The 19377-nt window shown below is 66.7% G+C and carries 16 protein-coding genes; 11 read left to right on the forward strand and 5 right to left on the reverse strand.

Going from position 1 to position 19377, the window contains the following annotated elements:
• The first annotated feature begins 102 nt into the window (after positions 1–102).
• The 6 genes from mutS (at position 103) to PRN20_RS02005 (ending at position 9387) form a co-directional block, all read left to right on the forward strand.
• Entirely contained in the window at positions 103–2778 is a 2676-nt protein-coding gene (gene mutS, locus PRN20_RS01980; protein ID WP_273955372.1) for a DNA mismatch repair protein MutS, read from the forward strand.
• On the forward strand, positions 2759–5557 hold the full coding sequence (locus PRN20_RS01985) for a [protein-PII] uridylyltransferase (protein WP_273955373.1): 2799 nt from the start codon (positions 2759–2761) through the stop codon (positions 5555–5557). Before mutS ends, PRN20_RS01985 begins: the two co-directional genes overlap by 20 nt.
• 193 nt (positions 5558–5750) lie before the next feature.
• A complete protein-coding gene (murJ, locus tag PRN20_RS01990; RefSeq protein ID WP_273955374.1) occupies positions 5751–7313 on the forward strand; it encodes a murein biosynthesis integral membrane protein MurJ in 1563 nt (520 codons plus the stop codon).
• Positions 7314–7373: 60 nt separating this feature from the next.
• Positions 7374–8417, forward strand: coding sequence for a tryptophan--tRNA ligase (trpS, locus tag PRN20_RS01995; protein WP_273955375.1), 1044 nt, complete (start codon positions 7374–7376; stop codon positions 8415–8417).
• 68 nt (positions 8418–8485) lie between these two features.
• Entirely contained in the window at positions 8486–8962 is a 477-nt protein-coding gene (locus PRN20_RS02000) for a universal stress protein (RefSeq protein ID WP_273956759.1), read from the forward strand.
• Positions 8962–9387: a DUF6869 domain-containing protein gene (locus PRN20_RS02005; protein WP_273955376.1), complete on the forward strand. Its 426-nt coding sequence runs from the start codon at positions 8962–8964 to the stop codon at positions 9385–9387. The genes PRN20_RS02000 and PRN20_RS02005 overlap by 1 nt, the downstream gene beginning before the upstream one ends.
• On the opposite strand, the gene PRN20_RS02010 is transcribed toward PRN20_RS02005, so the two are convergent.
• Complete coding sequence (locus PRN20_RS02010) at positions 9384–9701, reverse strand: DUF3817 domain-containing protein (protein WP_273955377.1); 318 nt, start codon at positions 9699–9701, stop codon at positions 9384–9386. The genes PRN20_RS02005 and PRN20_RS02010 overlap by 4 nt on opposite strands.
• Before the next feature lie 103 nt (positions 9702–9804).
• On the opposite strand from PRN20_RS02010, the gene PRN20_RS02015 reads away from it, so the two are divergent.
• Positions 9805–10362, forward strand: coding sequence for a NifU family protein (locus PRN20_RS02015; protein ID WP_273955378.1), 558 nt, complete (start codon positions 9805–9807; stop codon positions 10360–10362).
• 178 nt (positions 10363–10540) lie between these two features.
• Here the strand turns inward: PRN20_RS02015 and PRN20_RS02020 are convergent, their stop codons facing one another.
• Positions 10541–11065, reverse strand: coding sequence for a hypothetical protein (locus tag PRN20_RS02020; protein WP_273955379.1), 525 nt, complete (start codon positions 11063–11065; stop codon positions 10541–10543).
• A 64-nt stretch (positions 11066–11129) separates the two neighbouring features.
• On the reverse strand, positions 11130–12017 hold the full coding sequence (locus PRN20_RS02025) for a LysR family transcriptional regulator (RefSeq protein ID WP_273955380.1): 888 nt from the start codon (positions 12015–12017) through the stop codon (positions 11130–11132).
• Positions 12018–12223: 206 nt separating this feature from the next.
• Between PRN20_RS02025 and PRN20_RS02030 the strand changes: the two genes are divergently transcribed.
• Both PRN20_RS02030 and PRN20_RS02035 read left to right on the forward strand, forming a co-directional pair.
• Positions 12224–12373, forward strand: coding sequence for a DUF1127 domain-containing protein (locus tag PRN20_RS02030; protein ID WP_273955381.1), 150 nt, complete (start codon positions 12224–12226; stop codon positions 12371–12373).
• Between the two features lie 34 nt (positions 12374–12407).
• Positions 12408–13385: an aldo/keto reductase gene (locus PRN20_RS02035; protein WP_273955382.1), complete on the forward strand. Its 978-nt coding sequence runs from the start codon at positions 12408–12410 to the stop codon at positions 13383–13385.
• A gap of 61 nt (positions 13386–13446) precedes the next feature.
• Here the strand turns inward: PRN20_RS02035 and rhaI are convergent, their stop codons facing one another.
• A complete protein-coding gene (gene rhaI / locus PRN20_RS02040; RefSeq protein ID WP_273955383.1) occupies positions 13447–14739 on the reverse strand; it encodes an L-rhamnose catabolism isomerase in 1293 nt (430 codons plus the stop codon).
• A gap of 168 nt (positions 14740–14907) precedes the next feature.
• A complete protein-coding gene (locus PRN20_RS02045) occupies positions 14908–17007 on the reverse strand; it encodes a bifunctional rhamnulose-1-phosphate aldolase/short-chain dehydrogenase (RefSeq protein WP_273955384.1) in 2100 nt (699 codons plus the stop codon).
• A 171-nt stretch (positions 17008–17178) separates the two neighbouring features.
• On the opposite strand from PRN20_RS02045, the gene PRN20_RS02050 reads away from it, so the two are divergent.
• Both PRN20_RS02050 and PRN20_RS02055 read left to right on the forward strand, forming a co-directional pair.
• Positions 17179–17982, forward strand: a complete 804-nt coding sequence (locus PRN20_RS02050; protein WP_273955385.1) for a DeoR/GlpR family DNA-binding transcription regulator — start codon at positions 17179–17181, stop codon at positions 17980–17982.
• A 26-nt stretch (positions 17983–18008) separates the two neighbouring features.
• Positions 18009–19376 (forward strand): FGGY-family carbohydrate kinase, encoded by a 1368-nt coding sequence (locus tag PRN20_RS02055; RefSeq protein WP_273955386.1) that lies wholly within the window; start codon positions 18009–18011, stop codon positions 19374–19376.
• Position 19377 lies beyond the last annotated feature (1 nt).

The following is a 19377-nucleotide window of genomic DNA, read 5'->3' on the forward strand; positions in this document are numbered from 1 at the left end:
CTCAATGCTGCTCATTGGGGGCAAGGGATATTGCGGGGCAACAGTTGCCCGCCGGGGCCAAACCCCATAACGTTCTGTCTTCCCCTTCAGTCCCGCGAGCCCATGGATCAAGCGCCCCTTTCCGCCCCGAGCGCCAGCGATGCTTCGCCCATCACCCCGATGATGAGCCAGTTCCTCGAGATCAAGGCGGTCAATCCGGGCTACCTGCTGTTCTACCGGATGGGCGACTTCTACGAGATGTTCTTCGAGGACGCCGAGATCGCGTCGCAGGCGCTCGGCATCGTCCTTACCAAGCGCGGCAAGCACCAGGGCCAGGACATCCCGATGTGCGGCGTGCCGATCCACGCCGCGCAGGATTACCTGAAGAAGCTGATCGGGCTCGGCCACCGCGTCGCCATCTGCGAGCAGATGGAGGACCCGGCCGAGGCCAGGAAGCGCGGTTCGAAGTCGCCGGTCCGCCGCGATGTCGTGCGCCTCGTGACCCGTGGCACCATCACCGAGGACGATCTCCTTCCGACGCGCGGCTCTGCCTATCTCGCGGCGCTCGCCATGGTGCGCCACGGCGAGACCGACTTTGCGCTGGCCTGGGCCGATGTCTCGACCGGCGAAACAGCCGTGCTCGATGTCTCGGCGGCGGCGCTGGGTGATGAGCTGGCCCGCATCGCGCCTGCCGAGCTGCTGCTGACCGAGGCTGCAAGGCTCGCCCTCGCCGAGGCGCGGATCCCGCTGCCCGACGCTGCGCTGGTCAAGCTCGATGGCGGCCAGTTCGACAGCGAGCAGGCGGCGCGCCGCCTCGCCGACACCTTCCCTGCCGGCACTGTCGATCCGACGGCTTTCTCGCGCGCCGGTCGCGCGGCGCTGGGGGCGCTCTGCGATTATGTGCGTGACAGCCAGAAGGGCGTGCCGGTGGCGCTGCGTCCGCCGACGGCCGAGCGCCTCTCCGCCCACATGGCGATCGACGCGGCGACGCGCGCTTCGCTCGAGCTGCTCGAGACGCAGCGCGGGCAGGAAAAGGGTTCGCTCCGCCACGAGATCGACCTCACCGCCACTCCGCCCGGCTCGCGCCTTCTTGCCCGCCGGCTTGCGGCGCCGCTCTGCGATGCCGCCGCCATCAATGCGCGCCTCGATGCCGTCGAGTGCTTCGTCGCCGATGGGCTGATCACCCAGCGCCTGCGCGGTGAGCTGAAGGCCGTGCCGGACCTGACCCGCGCCGTGACCCGCCTTGCGCTCGGGCGTGGCGGGCCGCGCGACCTCCGCGCTATCGGCGGCGCGGCCGCGGCCGCCATCGCCCTCTCCGAACGGCTGGCAACGATCGCCCAGCCGCCTGCGGAAGTCGTTGCCATCGCCGCGCGGCTCGCCGATGCCCCCGCGGCACTCGCCGCCGAACTCGCCGATGCCATCGACGAGGAGCCGCCGCTGCTTGCCCGCGACGGCGGCTTCGTCAGGCGCGGCTATGATGCGACGCTCGACGGCGAGCGGGCCCTTGCCTCCGAGACTCGCGCCGTCGTTGCCGCCCTGCAGCAGCGGCTGATCGATACGACCGACGTCAAGTCGCTGAAGATCCGGCACAACGGCGTGCTCGGCTATTTCGTCGAGGTTCCGGCCGGCCATGGCGGCAAGCTGCTCGAAGCGCCGCACCGCGAGACCTTCATCCACCGCCAGACGCTGGCCAATGCCATGCGCTTCACCACCACCGAGCTCGCCGAGCTCGAGGGGCGCATCGCCAAGGCGCACGATGCGGCGCTGGCTATCGAGGCCGCGATCTTCACCCGGCTGTCGGAAGCGGTTGCGCTAGAGGCCGAACGCCTGCGCGCCATCGCCGATGCGCTCGCCGAGCTCGATGTGGCGACAGGCCTCGCCCACGTTGCGGCAACCCGCAAATTCTGCCGCCCGACCATCGACGACAGCCTCGCCTTCTACATCGAGGGCGGCCGCCACCCGGTGGTCGAAACCAATGTCCGGGCCCAGCACGAGGTCTTCGTCGAGAACGGCTGCGACCTGACCGGCGGCGCACTGTGGCTCGTCACCGGCCCGAACATGGGCGGTAAGTCCACGTTCCTGCGCCAGAATGCGCTTATCGCCATCCTCGCGCAGATGGGCAGCTACGTGCCCGCCTCCGCCGCCCATATCGGCGTCGTCGACCGCGTCTTCTCCCGCGTCGGTGCTTCCGACGATATCGGCGGTGGCCGCTCGACCTTCATGGTCGAGATGGTCGAGACCGCTGCCATCCTCAATCGCGCCACGCAGCGCTCGCTCGTCATTCTCGACGAGATCGGCCGCGGCACCGCCACCTTCGATGGCCTTTCCATCGCCTGGGCCGCCGTCGAGGCGCTGCACGACGACACCGGCTGCCGCGCCCTGTTCGCGACGCACTTCCATGAGATGACCGCGCTTTCCAAGACGCTGAAGCGCGTGACGAACCACACCATGAAGGTGCGCGAATGGGAGGGGGAGGTCGTCTTCCTGCACGAGGTGGCCGACGGCGCCGCCGATCGCAGCTACGGCATCCAGGTGGCCCGCCTCGCCGGGCTGCCCGAGAACGTGCTGGCTCGGGCCCGCCAGGTGCTCGGCGTGCTGGAACAGCGCTCTTCCGGAGGCAAGGGGGCCGTGCTAGACGATCTGCCGCTCTTTGCGCATCAGCCGCCACCGCCTAAGGTGGCCGTTAATCCGATACATGACATGCTCGATCAGGTGCGCCCCGACGATCTGACTCCGCGTGAGGCCATCGACCTGATCTACGAGCTTAAGAAAATCCGTGATGCAGCTCGCCGAACTTGATGCCCGGCCGCGAAAACCGGCCTTCCAGCTGACGACAGCCGAGACCATTCTCGAAGACGTCCGGCGTCTCGCCGCCGGACAGGATCCAAAGGCCGCGGCCACCCGCGCCATCGTCCTGCAGCACATGCGCTCCGTGCTCGCAGATGCCCGCAAGAGCGCCGAGGCCGAACTGATGGCCACCGGCAAGGGCACGCGCTGCGCCATGAACCTGAGCGCCGCCGAAGACGAGATCCTCCGCGCCATCCACCGCTACGCCGTCAACGACGTCTACCCGGTCGACAATCCGTCGGGCGCCGAAATGATATCGATCGCAGCGGTGGGCGGTTACGGCCGCGGCACGCTGGCGCCGGGCTCCGACATCGATCTGCTCTTCATCCTGCCCTACAAGCAGACGCCCTGGGGCGAGCAGATCACCGAGTACATCCTCTACATGCTGTGGGACCTCGGCCAGAAGGTCGGGCACGCCGTTCGCTCGGTCGACGACTGCATCCGCATGGCCCGATCCGACATGACGGTACGCACCGCCACCCTCGAGGCGCGTTACCTTACCGGTGACAGGAAGCTCTTCAACGAGCTGGTGCATCGGTTCGAAACCGAGATCATGCCCAAGACGGGCCCCGAGTTCATTGCCGCCAAGATGGCCGAGCGCGACGAGCGCCACCGGCAGATGGGCAATACCCGCTACGTGGTCGAACCGAACATCAAGGACGGCAAGGGCGGGCTTCGCGACCTCCACGCGCTGTTCTGGATCGGCAAGTACTTCTACCGCGTCAAGTCGAGCGCCGAGCTGGTGGGCAAGGGCGTGCTGAGCGCCGAGGAATACCGGCTGTTCCAGCGCGCCGAGGACTTCCTCTGGGCCATCCGCTGTAACCTGCATTTCCTCACCGGACGGGCCGACGAGAAGCTGACGTTCGACGTGCAGCCCGATCTCGCCGAACGCCTCGGCTATCACGACCGCGCCGGCATGCTCGGGGTCGAGCGCTTCATGAAGCGCTACTTCCTCGTCGCCAAGGACGTCGGCGACCTGACCCGCATCTTCTGTACGTCGCTCGAGTTCGACCACGCCAAGCCGCTCGACATGGTCGGGCGCGTGCTGGCGCCGTTCAAGCGCGGCAAGGTGGCCATCAAGGGCGAGACCGATTTCGTCATCGATTCCGGCCGGCTCAACATCGCCGGTCCCGACGTGTTCCAGAAGGACCCGCGCAACCTCATCAAGGGGTTCATGCTGGCCGGTCGCCACGACCTCCACTTCCACCCCGACGCCATCAAGGCGATCCGCCGCTCGTTCAAGCTGATCGGCCCCGAACTGAGGCATGACCGGCAGGCCAATACCTGGTTCCTCGAGATCCTCACGGCCCCGACCTATGTCGAGCGCATCCTGCGCCAGATGAACGAGGCGGGCGTGCTCGGCCGCTTCGTGCCCGAGTTCGGCAAGATCGTCGCGCTGATGCAGTTCAACATGTACCACCACTACACGGTGGACGAGCACCTGATCCGCGCCGTCGGCGTCATGGCCGACATCGCCAATGGAGGCCTGCGCGAACAGCTGCCGCTGACGCATGAGCTGCTGCCGCACCTCAACGATACGCGGCTGCTCTACGTGGCGCTCTTCCTCCACGACATTGCCAAGGGCCGCCCCGAGGACCACTCGATCGCCGGCGCCCGCATTGCGCGCAAATTCTGCCCGCGCCTCGGCCTCGATCCGGCCGAGACCGATACGGTCGCCTGGCTGGTCGAGCATCACCTGGTGATGAGCGAGATCGCCCAGAGCCGCGACATCCAGGATCCCGAGACGGCGCGCAGCTTTGCCGACATCGTGCAGTCGCCCCAGCGCCTCGCGCTGCTCATGATCCTCACCGCCTGCGACATTCGCGCGGTCGGCCCGGGCGTCTGGACGGGCTGGAAGGGTTCGCTCCTCCGCTCGCTCTACTACGCCACCGAGCCGCTCCTCTCCGGCGGCCATAGCCAGGTCACCCAGCGCGACCGCATCGAGGCGGCCAAGACCGTCTTGCGCCCCGAACTCGCCAGCTGGCCGGCTGCCGAGGTGGATGCCTATCTCGGTCGCCACTACGATCACTACTGGCTGCGCGCCGAGCCCGAGCTGCAGGTCGCGCACGCCAAGATGATCCACGCCGCCGACCAGGCCGGCCAGATGTTCTCGGGCTCGATCCGCGTGAAGTCGTTCGAGTCGATCACCGAGGTCAGCTTCTACACGCCCGACCACCCGCGCCTGCTCTCGCTCATCGCCGGCGCCTGCACCATGTGCGACGCCTCGATCATCGGCGCCCAGATCTTCGGCACCCGCGACGGGCGCGCCGTCGACACCTTCCGGCTGCGCCGCTCCTTCACCTCCGACGAGGACGAGAAGGTACGGGCCACCCGCATCATCGATACGGTGAAGCAATTGCTCCAGGGCAAGCGCCACGTGCTGATCGACCTCGGCAAGGAGAGCCGCCACAACAAGCGGCTCAGGCCCTTCTCGCTGCCGGCCCAAGTTTCGGTGTCGAACACCATCTCGGAGAAGTTCACCGTCATCGAGGTGATGGGCCTCGACCGGATGGGCCTCCTCCACCAGCTCACCCGCGCCATTTCCGACCTCAACCTCACCATCGGCTCGGCCCATATCGGCACCTATGGCGAAAAAGCCGTGGACGTCTTCTACGTCACCGACCTCACCGGCCATAAGATCGAGTCCAAGTCGCGCCAGAAGAAGATCCACGACGAACTGCTGGCCGTCTTCCAGCCGGGCGAGGAGAAGGCCAAGGTGGTCAATGGGTAGCGTGCCGGGTGGATGGGACGGCGCTGAAAGATACCCCCCACCCTGTCCCTCCCCCGCAAGGGGGGAGGAGACGAAGGAGTCGCGGCCCTGGTGTAGAGCCAGATTCCGCAGTCGGGTCTCCCTCCCCCTTGCGGGGAGGGGACAGGGGTGGGGGTATTCTTCCCGCGCCGAACTCTCTTGACGGGGAACCAAGTTGAGCCTCTACCGCAACTTTCTCTCGGTCGGTGGGCTGACGCTCGTCTCGCGTGTCTTCGGCTTCGTGCGCGATGCGCTGATGGCGGCGGTGCTGGGCATTTCGCCGGTGTCGGACGCGTTCAACGCGGCGTTCCGGTTTCCCAATCTCTTCCGCCGGCTCTTTGCCGAGGGCGCGTTCAATACCGCTTTCGTGCCGATGTTCTCGGGCGCTCTCGAGACACAAGGGGCCGAGGGGGCCAAGGAGCTCGCGAGCCGCATCATGAGCTGGCTCGTGGTCGCGATCCTCGTCGTGACGCTCCTGGTCGAGCTCTTCACCCCGCAGATCATGGTGGTGTTCGTCCCCGGCTTCGTGGGGGACCAGGAGAAGTTCGACCTCACGGTCTTCTTGACCCGGATCATGTTCCCCTATCTCGCCTGCATGTCGCTGATGGCAGCCTATGCGGCGATCCTCAATTCGATGGGCCGGTTCGTTGCCGCCGCCTTCGCGCCGATCGTGCTGAACATCGTCAACATCGCCGCCCTCGTACCGCTGGCACTGATGACGCTGGCGGCGCCGGAAACGGCATTCTGGGTGGCGGTCGCGACCATGCTGGGCGGCGTCGCGCAGCTCGCGCTGGTCTACTGGGCCATCCGCCGCGCCGGCATGGTGCCAACCATCCGCCTGCCGCGGCTCGACCCCGAGGTGCGGCGCTTCTGGGTGCTGGCGGTGCCGGCGATCATTGCGGGCGGCATCACCCAGATCAACATCTTCGTCGGCACCGTCATCGCCTCGGGCGCCAACGAGGTGATGTCGATCATCTACAATGCCGACCGGCTCTACCAGCTGCCGCTGGGGATCATCGGCATCGCCATCGGCACGGTGCTGCTGCCCGAACTCAGCCGGCATCTCAGCGCCGGGCGCGATCTCGAGGCGCGCCAGAGCCAGAGCCAGTCGCTGTTCCTGTCGATGTTCCTCTCGATGCCGGCAGCCGGTGCGCTCATCGCCCTTGCGCTGCCGGTCGTCCGCGTCCTCTTCGAGCGCGGCGCCTTCGGTCCCTCCGACAGCGTCCTCGTCTCGCAGGCGCTTGTCGCCTTCGCAGTCGGCCTGCCGGCCTTCGTCCTGATCCGCGTGCTCCAGCCCGGCTTCTTCTCGCGCAAGGACACGAGGACCCCCACGATCTTTGCCGGCATCTCGCTGGTGGTGAATGTCGTGCTGTCGCTCGCCCTGTTCGAGAGCCTCAGGCATGTGGGCATTGCGCTCGCCACCTCGGTCGCCGCCTGGGTGAACGTGGTGCTGCTCGCCGCCTTCCTCGCCCGCCGCGGCCACTTCACCATGACCGGCACCGAATGGCGCCAGCAGGCATTGATCCTGCTCCTCACCCTCGTCATGTCCGGAGCCCTCTGGGGCACGGTCGTGCTGCTCGGCCCGGTCTTCGACCCCGGCTATTTCTTCCCGGTACAGGCCCTCGCGCTCCTTGCCCTCTGCATCGTGGGCGCCGCGCTCTACTTCGCGCTCGCCCATGTCACCCGCGTTCAGCCGCTCGGGGGATTGCTGCGTCGCCTGCGCCGGTCGCGGCGCTAGGCTTGCCACCCCCCAAGCAGATGGGCGATAAGCCCAGCCGCAAACTCCAGGACTTTCCCCATGGCATTCACCCCGCGCGTCTTTTCCGGCATCAAGCCGTCCGGCGACCTGCACCTCGGCAACTATCTCGGCGCCATCCGCCGTTTCGTGCCGCTGCAGGAAACGCATGAGACGATCTACTGCGTCGTCGACATGCACGCGATCACGGTGTGGCAGGACCCCGAGGACCTGAGGCGCTGGACCTACGAGATCGCCGCGGCCTACATCGCCGCCGGCCTCGATCCCGACAGATCCATCATCTTCAACCAGAGCCAGGTGGTGGAGCACGCCGAGCTCGCCTGGATCTTCAACTGCGTGGCGCGCGTCGGCTGGATGACGCGCATGACCCAGTTCAAGGACAAGGCCGGCGCCGAAGGCGGCGAGAACTCCGAAGCGGTATCGCTCGGGCTGTTCGCCTATCCCTCGCTGATGGCGGCCGACATCCTGCTCTACAAGGCGACCGGCGTGCCCGTCGGCGACGACCAGAAGCAGCATCTCGAGCTTACGCGCGACATCGCCAAGAAGTTCAACCACGATTTCAAGAAGCAGATCAAAGGCCAGGGCTTCAAGGGCGACTTCTTCCCCCTGACCGAGACGCTCTCCACCGGCCCTGCCATGCGCGTCATGTCGCTCAAGGACGGCAAGAAGAAGATGTCGAAATCCGACGCTTCCGACATGTCGACCATCTACATGATGGATGACGCCGACACGATTGCGAAGAAGATCAAGCGCGCCACCACCGACGCCGATGCGCTGCCGGGCGAGGCCAAGGGCCTCGAAGGCCGCGCCGAGGCCGAGAACCTCGTCGCCATCTTTGCCGCGCTCTCCGACCGGTCCGTCGACGACGTGCTGGCCGAGTTCGGCGGCCAGGGCTGGGGCACGTTCAAGCCGGCGCTCGCCGACCTTGCCGTTTCCGTCCTCGCGCCGATTGCCACCGAGATGAAGCGCCTCGTCGCCGACAAGGGCGAGATGGACCAGATCCTGCGCCGCAACGCCGATCGCGCCCGCGCCATCGCCGTGCCGGTCATGGACGACGTGCGCAAGATCGTCGGCTTCGTGCGCTGACTGGACGCGGCCTCACCCATTTGGGACAATGGCAACATTGAACCGGTGGGTGCGGCGCCTTGGCTGACATGAACGAATACAAGCGCAAGTTCCTCGTCGTCGTCGACGAGAGCAAGGAAACCGACCGCGCCATCACCTTTGCCGCCCACCGCGTGAACCGAACGGGCGGCACGGTGCTGCTGCTCTCGGTCATCGATAGCCAGGACTTCACGCAGTTCCTCGGCGTCGAGGATGTCATGCGGGCCGAGGCGCGCGAGGAGGCCGAGCGTCTGCTCGACGCCAAGCGCGCCCGCATCGACCAGATCGGCGAGGGCGTGCGGACCGAGACGGTGATCCGCGAAGGCGACCTCGTCACCGAGATCGAAGGCCTTATCCGCCAGGATCCCGGCATCGCCATCCTCGTCCTCGCCGCTTCCGCCGCCAAGGAAGGCCCGGGCCCGCTGGTCGGGGCCTTTGCCGGTCGCGCCGGCCAGGCGGCCCTGCCGGTCATCATCACCATCATTCCCGGTTCGATGACCGACGAGCAGATTGTCGCGGTGACCTGATGCAGGGCTTTGCCGATGTCGAGTGGGGCAACCAACTCGACAGAGTGCCTTCCGACATGGACGAGTTGGCCGACGCCTGGATACGCGACGATGTCGCGGCGCGCCGCACCGACGCGGGCCGGGATACCGATCGACCCGACTTCTGGGCCTGGGAGGCGGCCGACTATCTCGCTCGTCATCACCCGGATGGTGCCTTGTCCTTCATTCTGGCGGCGATAGACAGGCCGATCAGCGAAGAAACGCGATTCAGTCTTGCCGCCGGTCCTCTGGAAGACCTGCTCGTCCATCACGGGCCATCCGTGATCGCTGAAGTGGAGCGGCTGGCGCGACAGCGGCCGGAGTTCCGCAACACCCTTGTAGGCGTGTGGCAAAACGCAATGGGCGAGGACATCTGGCGTCGCGTGTCATTGGCTGCCGGGCGCTAGACCACGGCCTCGGCCGACAGTTGCTTCCGCTTCAGCATCGGGTCGTTGAGGAACGTGCCGAACGGGAAGAACGCGGCGACCGTGGTGCGCGTCCATTCCCATGCGGTGAGGCCACGGCCGGTGAGGCACACGAGCATCGCGCCGAGATAGGCGAGGAACGCAAAGCCGTGGATCAGGCCCACGGGCGGCACGAGGTCGGGAAAGCCGAACCAGTACTTGGCCGGCATGGCAACAAGGAACAGCGCCAGCGTTGTGAAACCCTCGACGAGTCCGATATATCTGAATGTGCGGATCATGATTTTCGATATGTGCATATCTGCCTCCGCCGCGACATGCGGCCGGAGGTCGCGAAATGGCTTGTAAACTGGGCACCAAGACCCTATTTTAGAACCGTTCTAACACGAGATTTCCGGCGCAATGTTCATCCAGACCGAAGCGACGCCCAACCCGGCGACCCTGAAATTCCTGCCTGGCCGCGATGTGCTGGTGGGTGAGCCGCGCGATTTCCGTGGCCCCGAATCGGCGGTCATCTCGCCGCTGGCGGCCGCGTTGTTCGAGGTCCCGGGCGTCGAAGGCGTGTTCCTCGGTTCCGACTTCATCTCGGTGACCAAGGACAGCGCCGAGTGGAGCCACATCAAGCCGGCGATTCTCGGCGTGATCATGGAGCACTTCCTCTCCGGCAAGCCCGTCCTCGCCGACGGCACCGCCGAGGTGGTGGCCGGCGAAGAGTTCTTCGAGGAGTCCGATGCCGAGACCGTCGAAGTGATCAAGGAGCTGCTCGCCACCCGCGTGCGCCCGGCCGTCGCCATGGATGGCGGCGACATCACCTTCAAGGGTTTCAAGGAGGGCACCGTGTTCCTCCACATGCAGGGCGCCTGCTCGGGGTGCCCGTCCTCGACCGCGACGCTGAAGTCCGGCATCGAGAACCTGCTCCGCCACTTCGTCCCCGGCGTCGAAGCCGTTCAGCAGGTCTGACGCGCACGCACTGCGGAATCTTACAATCGCCCGGCATTGCGCCGGGCGATTTGCTTTTGGACCATCCTCGTTGAGGTGAGGGGCCCGGGGGTGGGCGTCGGCGACAATCGGACTACCCCCTCCCTCAATCCCTCCCCTCAAGGGGGAGGGAGGCACGGAGATCGGGATTGCTCTGCGCCTAGTGCGCCGGCTGCATGTCGTCGCGCATCACGTTCACCCCGGCCATGACCGTGCGGATGATCTCGAGGCGGCGATAGAGTCCGCCTGCCGTCTGGCGCAGCCCGCGATCCGGGCCGAGATAGCCCGCGGTCTCGTAGTAGACCTGCGTGCGATCGACCAGCCGGTCGAGGCGGCCCGAGACGCGCTGGGCGGTGAAGGGCAGGGTGATGACGTCGTCGAACCCCATCTCGACGCAGGTCCTGATCGCCTCGAGCTGGGGGCTCTCGGAGAAATAGACCATCGGCGAGAAGCGGATGCGGCGGCCCGGTGAAAAGCGGATCGCGTCGGCGGCTGCCTTGAGCGTGGTGACGTCATCGACGGCGGCGAACAGGAAGAACAGCAGCGGCGTCTGCTGCGCCTGCGTCTCGGCGGCGGCGATCGAGGTGTAGTGGTGCACGCCGGCGAAGCCGAGGCCATTGGCGAGGTCGGCCAGCGCCGCCCCCGGTCCATCCGCCGGACCGACGATGTAGGCGCATGCGCGCATGCCGAGGCACTCCCAACCGTTGCATTCCCGTGCCTGAGTATCGCCGCTGGCGCTTGCGGCGAGGTTAAGAGGGCGGCCGCCGCCGCTCGCCACGGAACAGCGGACCATGCTCGCGCATCAGGGCGGCGATCCGCTCGGCGACCAGCCGGACTTCCGGGCGATGCCGGTCCTCGTGATGCGTCACCAGCCACTGCTCGGTTTCGAGCTCGGTGATCGGCATCGCCACGCGGACGAGCCGAGCGTCGCTGTCGCCGACGAAACACGGGAAGACGCCGAGCCCGGCGCCCGCCGCCACCAGTTCGCGCACGCTCTGCACGTCGTTGCCGCGCACGCTGATGCGATCGCCGTGATGCGCCATCAGCCAGCGCGCCGAGGCGATGTTGGCGGCCTCCCCGGTGACCCCCACGAACAGCCCGGCCTCGATGCCGTTGATCAGGTTCAGGCCCGAATAGAGCGCGTGCGCCACCCGGCCGATCTGCCGGCCGGCGAGGTTGGGGTCGAGCGGCCGCTCGGACCGCACCCCGATATCGGCGGCGCGCCGGCCGATATCGAGCTTGCCATAGGCGGTGGCGAACTCGATCCGGATATTGTCGTCGACGTGCCAGAGCTCGCCGATATGCCGGGCGAGAAAGACGGAGGTCCAGGTGCCGGCCGAGATGCGGACGATCTGCTCGCCCACCGCGCCGTCGCGCCAGCGGGTCAAGGCCCGCATCGCCGCCTCGACATCCTCGGCCCGGGCGAGGAGTTCCTCGCCCGCCGGGGTGAGCTGGTAGCCGGTCTGCCGGCGCACGAACAGCGGCTCGCCGATCTGCTGCTCGAGCGCCGTGACCCTCCGGCCCAGCGTCGCCGCGCTGAGCCCGGTGGTGGAGGTCGCGGCACTGAGGCCGCCGAGCCGCGCCACGTCGAGGAACAGCCGCAGGTCATCCCAGGAGATCGCGTCGCCGGCGCTCATCTTTTCATTCCTGCAAAACGCGTTGCGGACATGGTTGTATCGCTTCAAGCGCGAGACGGGCAAGTATGCGGCTGTCCGGAACGCGCTCCATCGCCGCTGGTTCGGCCCGCAGCGCCTCCGCTCAGCACAGCGTCATCATAGGGAATGTCCGGCCCCATCACGGGAGCGGAGACGGTGTCGCTTTGCGTGGTTGAAAGGAGACCAAGATGTTCAAGACCCTGACCCGACGCTTCAACGAGTGGTCGCGCATCCGCCGCGACATCCACCGGCTGCGGCAGCTCGACGACAACCTGCTGGCCGACCTGGGCATAGAGCGCGAGCGCATCGCGTCGTCCGTGCGCCGGGGCAGGAAGTGACCGCAACGGTCCGTTGAACGAGAGGAGCATCAAGATGGAAAAACGTCAGTTCGGCAGCATCGGCGAGGTCAGTTGCCTGACGCTGGGCGGTGGCGGTATCGGCCAGGTATGGGGCGAGACCAGCCGCGAGGAGGGGGTCGCCACCTTGAGGATGGCGGTCGACGAGGGCATCGACGTGATCGATGCGGCGCCCGGCCACAAGGTATGCGAGGCACTGATCGGGGAGGCCTTCGAGGGCCGCCTGCCGAAGGGGGTGAAGGTCACAACCAAATGCGGCCTCGGCACTGTCCCAGATGCCGAGGTCTACCCGCGCTTCCGCGCTTCGCTCGAGCACAGCCTCAAGGCCATGCGCCTCGAGCAGGTCGACCTGTTCTTCCTCCACAACCAGATCTGCCCGGACGACTTCGTCTACCCGGCCGAGAATGATCGTCGGGCCGAGATCGCCACGACCTGGTCGAGCTACCGCCATGCCGTCGTGCCGGCACTGCAGCGGCTGCAGCGCGAGGGGCTGATCGGCGGCTGGGGCATAACGGGGGTGAGCGTGCCCGCGACGATCCTCGATGCGCTCACCGAGGCGCCGCGTCCGCATGCGGTGCAGGCTGTGGCGAACCTCCTCGACAGTCCGGGCGGCCTGATCGGGTTCTCCACACCGTCCCGCGCCCGCGAGATCATCGCCGCGGCGCATCTCAACGGCGTCGGCGTGATGGCGATCCGCGCTGTGCAGGCGGGCGCGCTCACCCGACGTTTTGACCGAGCATCGCTGCACGATCGCGACACCGCCGACTTCCACCACGCCGCGCCGTTCCGGGCGCTCTGCGACAAGTGGGGCGCCGACCCGGCGATCATCGCCCATCGCTATGCGCTGGGCATGGCGGGCGTCGAGACGGTGGTGCTGGGGGTGAAGAACCGCGACGAACTGGCGGATGCGCTGGCCGCCGAGCGGCAGGGAGCGTTGGACCCTGCCGAGATCGCCGCCATCGATGCGCTGGCGCTGCGCGAAGTACCGGCCTGAACCCCAACGTCAGGCCGGACTGGCCGCCCCGCGCTCAAGGCGGGGCGGCCGTTTCGTCTGATCAGACGATGCCGCCGCCGCCGGCCGCGACCGCCGGACGGACTGCTGCGACGCGCTGCCGGTAGCCGGCCTTGCGATAGGCGGCGATCGGGTCGATGGCGCCGTTGGCGTCGAGGCGGGCCTTGGCGAGGATCGGCTCAACATCGGTACGGAAGGCGACCTTCAGCGTCTCCGACGCCATCAGCGCGTCGTCGTCCTGCTGGTAGCTCTCGAGCGCCTTGCGATCGACGAGCAGCGCCAGCGCATAGGCGCGGCGCACCTCGTTGGCCGAGCGGATCAGCGACTCGATCGGGTCGGTGACGTTGTGGCTCTGGTCGAGCATGTGCGCCGGGGCAAAGCCCTTGGCCTTGCGCAGTTCCGCATCGACCAGCTCGTTGAACACGAGGAACAGCCGGTAGGGGTCGATCGAGCCGGTATCGAGGTCGTCGTCGCCGTACTTGGAATCGTTGAAGTGGAAGCCGCCGAGCTTTTTGAACTGGATCAGCCGGGCGACGATCATCTCGATGTTGACGTTGGGCGCATGGTGCCCGAGGTCAACGAGGCAATAGGCCTTGTCGCCGAGTTCGGTGGCGATCAGGTAGTTCGTGCCCCAGTCCTGTACCACCGTCGAGTAGAACGCAGGCTCGTACATCTTGTGCTCGGTGAAGAGCTTCCAGTCGGCCGGGAGGTCCGCGTAGATCTCCTTCATCGCGTCGAGATAGTACTCGAACACCTTGGTGAAGTTGACCTGGCCGGGGAAGTTCGAGCCGTCGCCGATCCAGACCGTCAGGGCTTTCGAGCCGATGGTCTGGCCGATCTCGATGCACTCGAGATTGTGCTCGATCGCCTGCTGGCGGGTGTCTTTCGCATAGTTCGCGAGCGAGCCGTACTTGTACGAGTGCTTCTGGCCGACAGCATCGGAGAAGGTGTTGGAGTTCATCGCGTCGAACCCGAGGCCGAAGCGGGAAGCGGCCTGCTTCAGCCGGTTCGGATCGGCCTTGTCCCACGGGATATGCAGCGAGACGTTCGGCGTGGCGCGGGTCAGCTGGTTGATGACCGAGCAATCCTCGAGCTTGTCGAAGATATCACGCGGCTCGCCCTCGCCCGGGAACTTCGCAAAGCGCGTGCCGCCGGTGCCGACGCCCCAGGAGGGAACGGCGACGGTGTAGGCGGCGACCTTTTTCAGCACCGCGTCGATGTCGATGCCGCGGCGGCTGAGCTGCTCGCCGAGATGCGCGTAGTCGGCGTCGAGCGCCTTGCGGTTGGCGTCGTTGGTCTGGTCGACCACGGACTGGTCGATGAGTTGGTCGGTCATGGGTTCCTCCCCCGTTATGTCTGTGGCTTACCCCTCACCCGTCTCGCGCTTTGCGCGATCCACCCTCTCCCCGACGGGGAGAGGAACAGTGGGGGCCGCCGGCCTCTCCGAGTTTCTTCTCCCCGTCGGGGAGAAGGTGGCGCGTAGCGCCGGATGAGGGGTCAAGCCTCAGCGCGTAAAGCTCTGCGCGTTGCCCGCGTCGACATTGATGATGTTGCCGGTGGATTTGGCCGACATGTCGGAGGCGAAGAAGTAGATCGCCTCGGCGATATCCTCGGGGAACACGCTCAGCTTCAGCATGGAGCGCTGGCGATACATCTCCTCGAGCCCCTCCTTGTCGGTCTTGTACGTCGAGGCGCGCTGTTCCAGCCATTCGCCGGCCCAGATCTTGCTCCCGCGCAGCACTGCATCCGGGTTCACCACATTGACGCGGATCTGCTCGGATGCGCCTTCCAGCGCGAGGCAGCGGGCGAGGTGGATTTCGGCGGCCTTGGCGGTGCAGTAGGCCGCGGCATTGGGGGAGGCGGCGAGGCCGTTCTTCGACGCCACGAACACGACGTTGCCGCCGATCTTCTGCGCGCGGAACATGCGGAAGGCTTCCCGGCTGACGAGGAAATAGCCCGTCGACAGGATGTCCATGTTCTTGTTCCAGAGCTCGAGCGTCGTCTCCTCGATGGGCGCGGACGAGGCGAGCCCGGCATTGGAGACGAGGATATCGATGCCGCCGAACTCGACCGCCGTGTTGGCAAAGCCCGCGATCACCGCCGCTTCGCTGGTGACGTTCATCTTGACCGGCCGGACGACGTCCTTGCCGAACGCCTTGCCCAGTTCGTCGTTGGCCGCCTCGAGTGCCGTCTCGTCGATATCGGCCAAGACGACGCACGCACCTTCGCGCAGGAGGCGGATGGCCGTGGCCTTGCCGATGCCGCCAGCGCCGCCGGTGACGAGGGCGATCTGCCCGGCCAGCGCCTTGGGCTTGGGCATGCGCTGGAGCTTGGCTTCCTCGAGCGACCAGTACTCGATGTCGAAGGCTTCCTGCTCGCTCAGGCCCTGGTAGGTCGAGACCGCTGATGCGCCGCGCATCACGTTGATGGCGTTGACGTAGAACTCGCCCGAGATGCGTGCCGTCGCCTTGTCCTTGGCGAAGGTGAACATGCCCACGCCCGGCATCAGGTAGACCACGGCATTGGGGTCGCGCAGCGCCGGGCTGTCCGGGTGCTTGCAGCGGTTGTAGTAGCCCTCGTAGTCGGCGCGGTAGTCGGCCGTCGCCTTCTCGAGGCCGGCAACCACGGCGTCGATATCGGGCTTTGCCGGATCGAACGCGATCACCAGCGGGCGGATCTTGGTGCGCAGGAAGTGGTCGGGGCACGAGGTGCCGAGCGCCGCCAGCGGTCCGAGATTCCGCGAGTTCACGAACTCCAGCACCGCGGCGCTGTCGTCAAAATGCCCGAGCATCCTAGTCTCGCCCGAGATCAGCCCCCGGATCTTCGGCATCAGTCGCGCCGCGATGGCGCGCCGCTCGTCGGCCGGCAGAGACTTCACCGCCTCGCCGCCGAAGGCCGGCTTGCCGGCGGTCTTGCCTTCGAGCCAGGCCATCGCCTTGTTGATTGTGTTGATCGTCTGCTCGTAGCACTCCCTGGGCGTGTCGCCCCAGGTGAAGAGCCCGTGGCTCTCGAGGATCACGCCCTTGGCCTCGGGATGCTCCTCGCAGAACTTGCCGAGCCACAGCCCGAGCTCGAAACCCGGCCGCTTCCACGGCAGCCAGCCGATCTCGTCGCCGAAGATCTCCCTGGTGAGGGCCTTGCTATCCTTGCTCGCTGCGATGGCGATGATCGCGTCGGGGTGCATGTGGTCGACGAAGGCGTGCGGCACGTAGGCGTGGAGCGGGGTGTCGATCGAAGCGGCGCGCGGGTTGAGGTTGAAGGTCGCGTGCGGCAGGTAGCCGACCATCTCGTCTTCGTGCGCGAGGCCGCGATAGAGCCCCTTCAGAGCGCGCAGCTTGTCCATGTAGAGCGTCGCGAAGCCGTCGAGCTTGATCGAGGCCGAGTCGCCGCCCGAACCCTTCACCCAGAGGACTTCGACGTCCTCGCCGGTCAGCGGATCCTTCTGGATGATCTTGGACGAGGTGTTGCCGCCGCCATAGTTGGTGACGCGCTTGTCCGAGCCCAGAATGTTGGAGCGATAGACCAGCCGTTCGGGCTCCGTCAGGCCTGCCGCCCTCGCATCGTCCCACAGGTTCTGAAGGCGCTGAGGCGCGGTGCTGGACATGGACCCCTCCCGTGGAGATGTATGGCAGTTATTGTGCTTGGGACTAGCTCCCGGCACTGCCCAGTGTCAATCAGAAACAGTCAGAACTGGTCACGGAGCGCACGTATCGGCCGCCACGTGATTGACAGTGACCGGTTTTTGGTGAAATTGACTCCGCTCAGGGAGAGGACCTTGCACGAGACCGAAAGACATCGCGTGATCCTGGCTGCCGTGCAGGCGCGGCCGCTCGCGACCGTGGCCGAACTGGTGGATATCACCGGAACGTCCGAGGCGACGATCCGGCGCGATATCGCCGCGCTGCATGTGCAGGGACGGCTGCGCCGCGTGCGTGGCGGCGCCGAGGCGATCAACCCGCCCGAGCAGGGCGCGCTGATGGGCAGGCCCTTCTCCGTCAACGAAACGATCAATATCGCCGCCAAGCGCGCCATCGCGCGCGCCGCCGCCGACCTCTGCAAGGACGGCGAGCCGGTCATCATCAATGGCGGCACCACCACCTATCAGATGGTGCACTACCTGACGGGCCGCCGGCTCTCGGTCTTTACCAACAGCTTCGCCATCGCCGAGCACCTGATCCACAATTCGCGCAACTCCGTCGTCATTCCCGGCGGCACCGTCTATCGCGAGCAGAACGTGATCCTCTCGCCCTTCGGCGGCGTGGTGGCCTCGCACTTCTATGCCAAGCGCATGTTCATCGGCTGCCAGGGTCTCGGGCAGCATGGCCTGATGGAGGCCGATCCGATGGTGGTGCAGTCGGAACTGGCGCTGATCAACCAGGCCGAGGAACTGATCGTCCTCGCTGATTCCTCGAAATTCTCCGGCCGCTCGAGCCTCATCCTGTGCGGGCTCGATCGCATCTCGGCCGTCATCACCGACAACGGCATCCGCGAGGAGGATCGCGCCATGCTGGAAAAAGCCGGTGTCGGCCTGACGGTTGTCGAAGTCGGCGAGCAGGGTAAGTCCCAGTCGGTCGCCTGACCGGCTCGCAACAGGGTGATTTCCAGGTGACCATCAGCAAGGTCGGCGTCATCGACATCGGCAAGTCCAACGCCAAGGTGGCCGTGGTCGACCTCGATACGCGCACCGAAATCGCCGTGCGCAAGCGCCCCAATATGGTGCGTCACGGCGGCAAGTATCCGCATTTCGACGTCGACGGCCTGTGGCGCTTCGCGCTCGATTCGTTGCGCGAACTCAACGCCGAGTTTCCGCTGGATGCCCTGAGCGTCACCACCCACGGCGCCTCGGCGGCGCTGATCGATGAGGAGGGCTTTCTTGCCCTCCCCGTTCTCGACTACGAGTTCGCGGGGCCCGATGAGCTGAGGGTAGAATACGACCGGGTGCGCCCGGCTTTCACCGAGAGCTTCACCCCGCGTCTCCCCGGTGGCCTCAATCTCGGCGCCCAGATCTTCTGGCAGTCGCGCACCTTTGCCGATGACTTCGCGCGGACGCGCTGGATTCTGCCTTATCCGCAATACTGGTCGTTCCGCCTGACCGGCGTCGCCGCCGCCGAGATCACCTCGCTCGGCTGCCACACGGACCTGTGGGACTTCTCGACTGATCTCTACTCATCGCTGGTGATGAAGGAGGGCTGGCTCGATCGGCTCCCTGCCGTGCGCCCGGCCTCCGATGTGCTAGGACTCACGCTGCCGGAGGTCACCGAGGCGATCGGGCTCAGGCGCCCTCTGCCCGTCTACTCGGGCATCCACGATTCCAACGCTTCGCTCCTGCCGCACCTGCTCGAGCGCCAACCGCCCTTCGGCCTCGTCTCGACCGGGACCTGGGTGGTGGTGGCAGCGCCGGGCGGGGACATCGACCATCTCGATCCCAGGCGCGATTGCCTCGCCAATATCGATGTCTTCGGCCGGCCCGTGCCCTCGGCGCGCTTCATGGGCGGGCGTGAGTTCGAGATGCTGACGACGCCGCGCGAGCCGGACGAAGAGACCATCGAGCGCGTGCTCGGCCGCCGCATCATGCTCTCGCCCTCGGTCGTCCAGGGGTCGGGCCCCTTTGCCGACCGGCAGGCGCAATGGACGGTGCCGCGCGAGGAGCTCGACGACGACGAGGTCTATGTCGTCACCTCGTTCTACCTCGCCATGATGACGGCGGAGTGCCTGCGGCTTACGGGAGCCGAGAACCATACGGTGGTGGAAGGCCCGTTCGCCGGCAACCCGCTCTACCTGCGGATGCTGGCCTCGGCCACGGGGCGGCCGGTGGAGCCGGTCAAGCGCAGCGCGACCGGTACCTCGATCGGCGCGGCTTTGCTGGCGCGCATGGACAAGGATCGGCACGAACAGCGCGACGCGGCGCTGGTCCAGCCTGACGGGCGGGCCGCCGAATACGCGGCCGACTGGCAGGAGCTGGTCTGGAGCTGAG

This window comes from Devosia sp. ZB163 (assembly GCF_028613635.1).
In the GTDB taxonomy this organism is placed as follows: Bacteria; Pseudomonadota; Alphaproteobacteria; order Rhizobiales; family Devosiaceae; genus Devosia_A.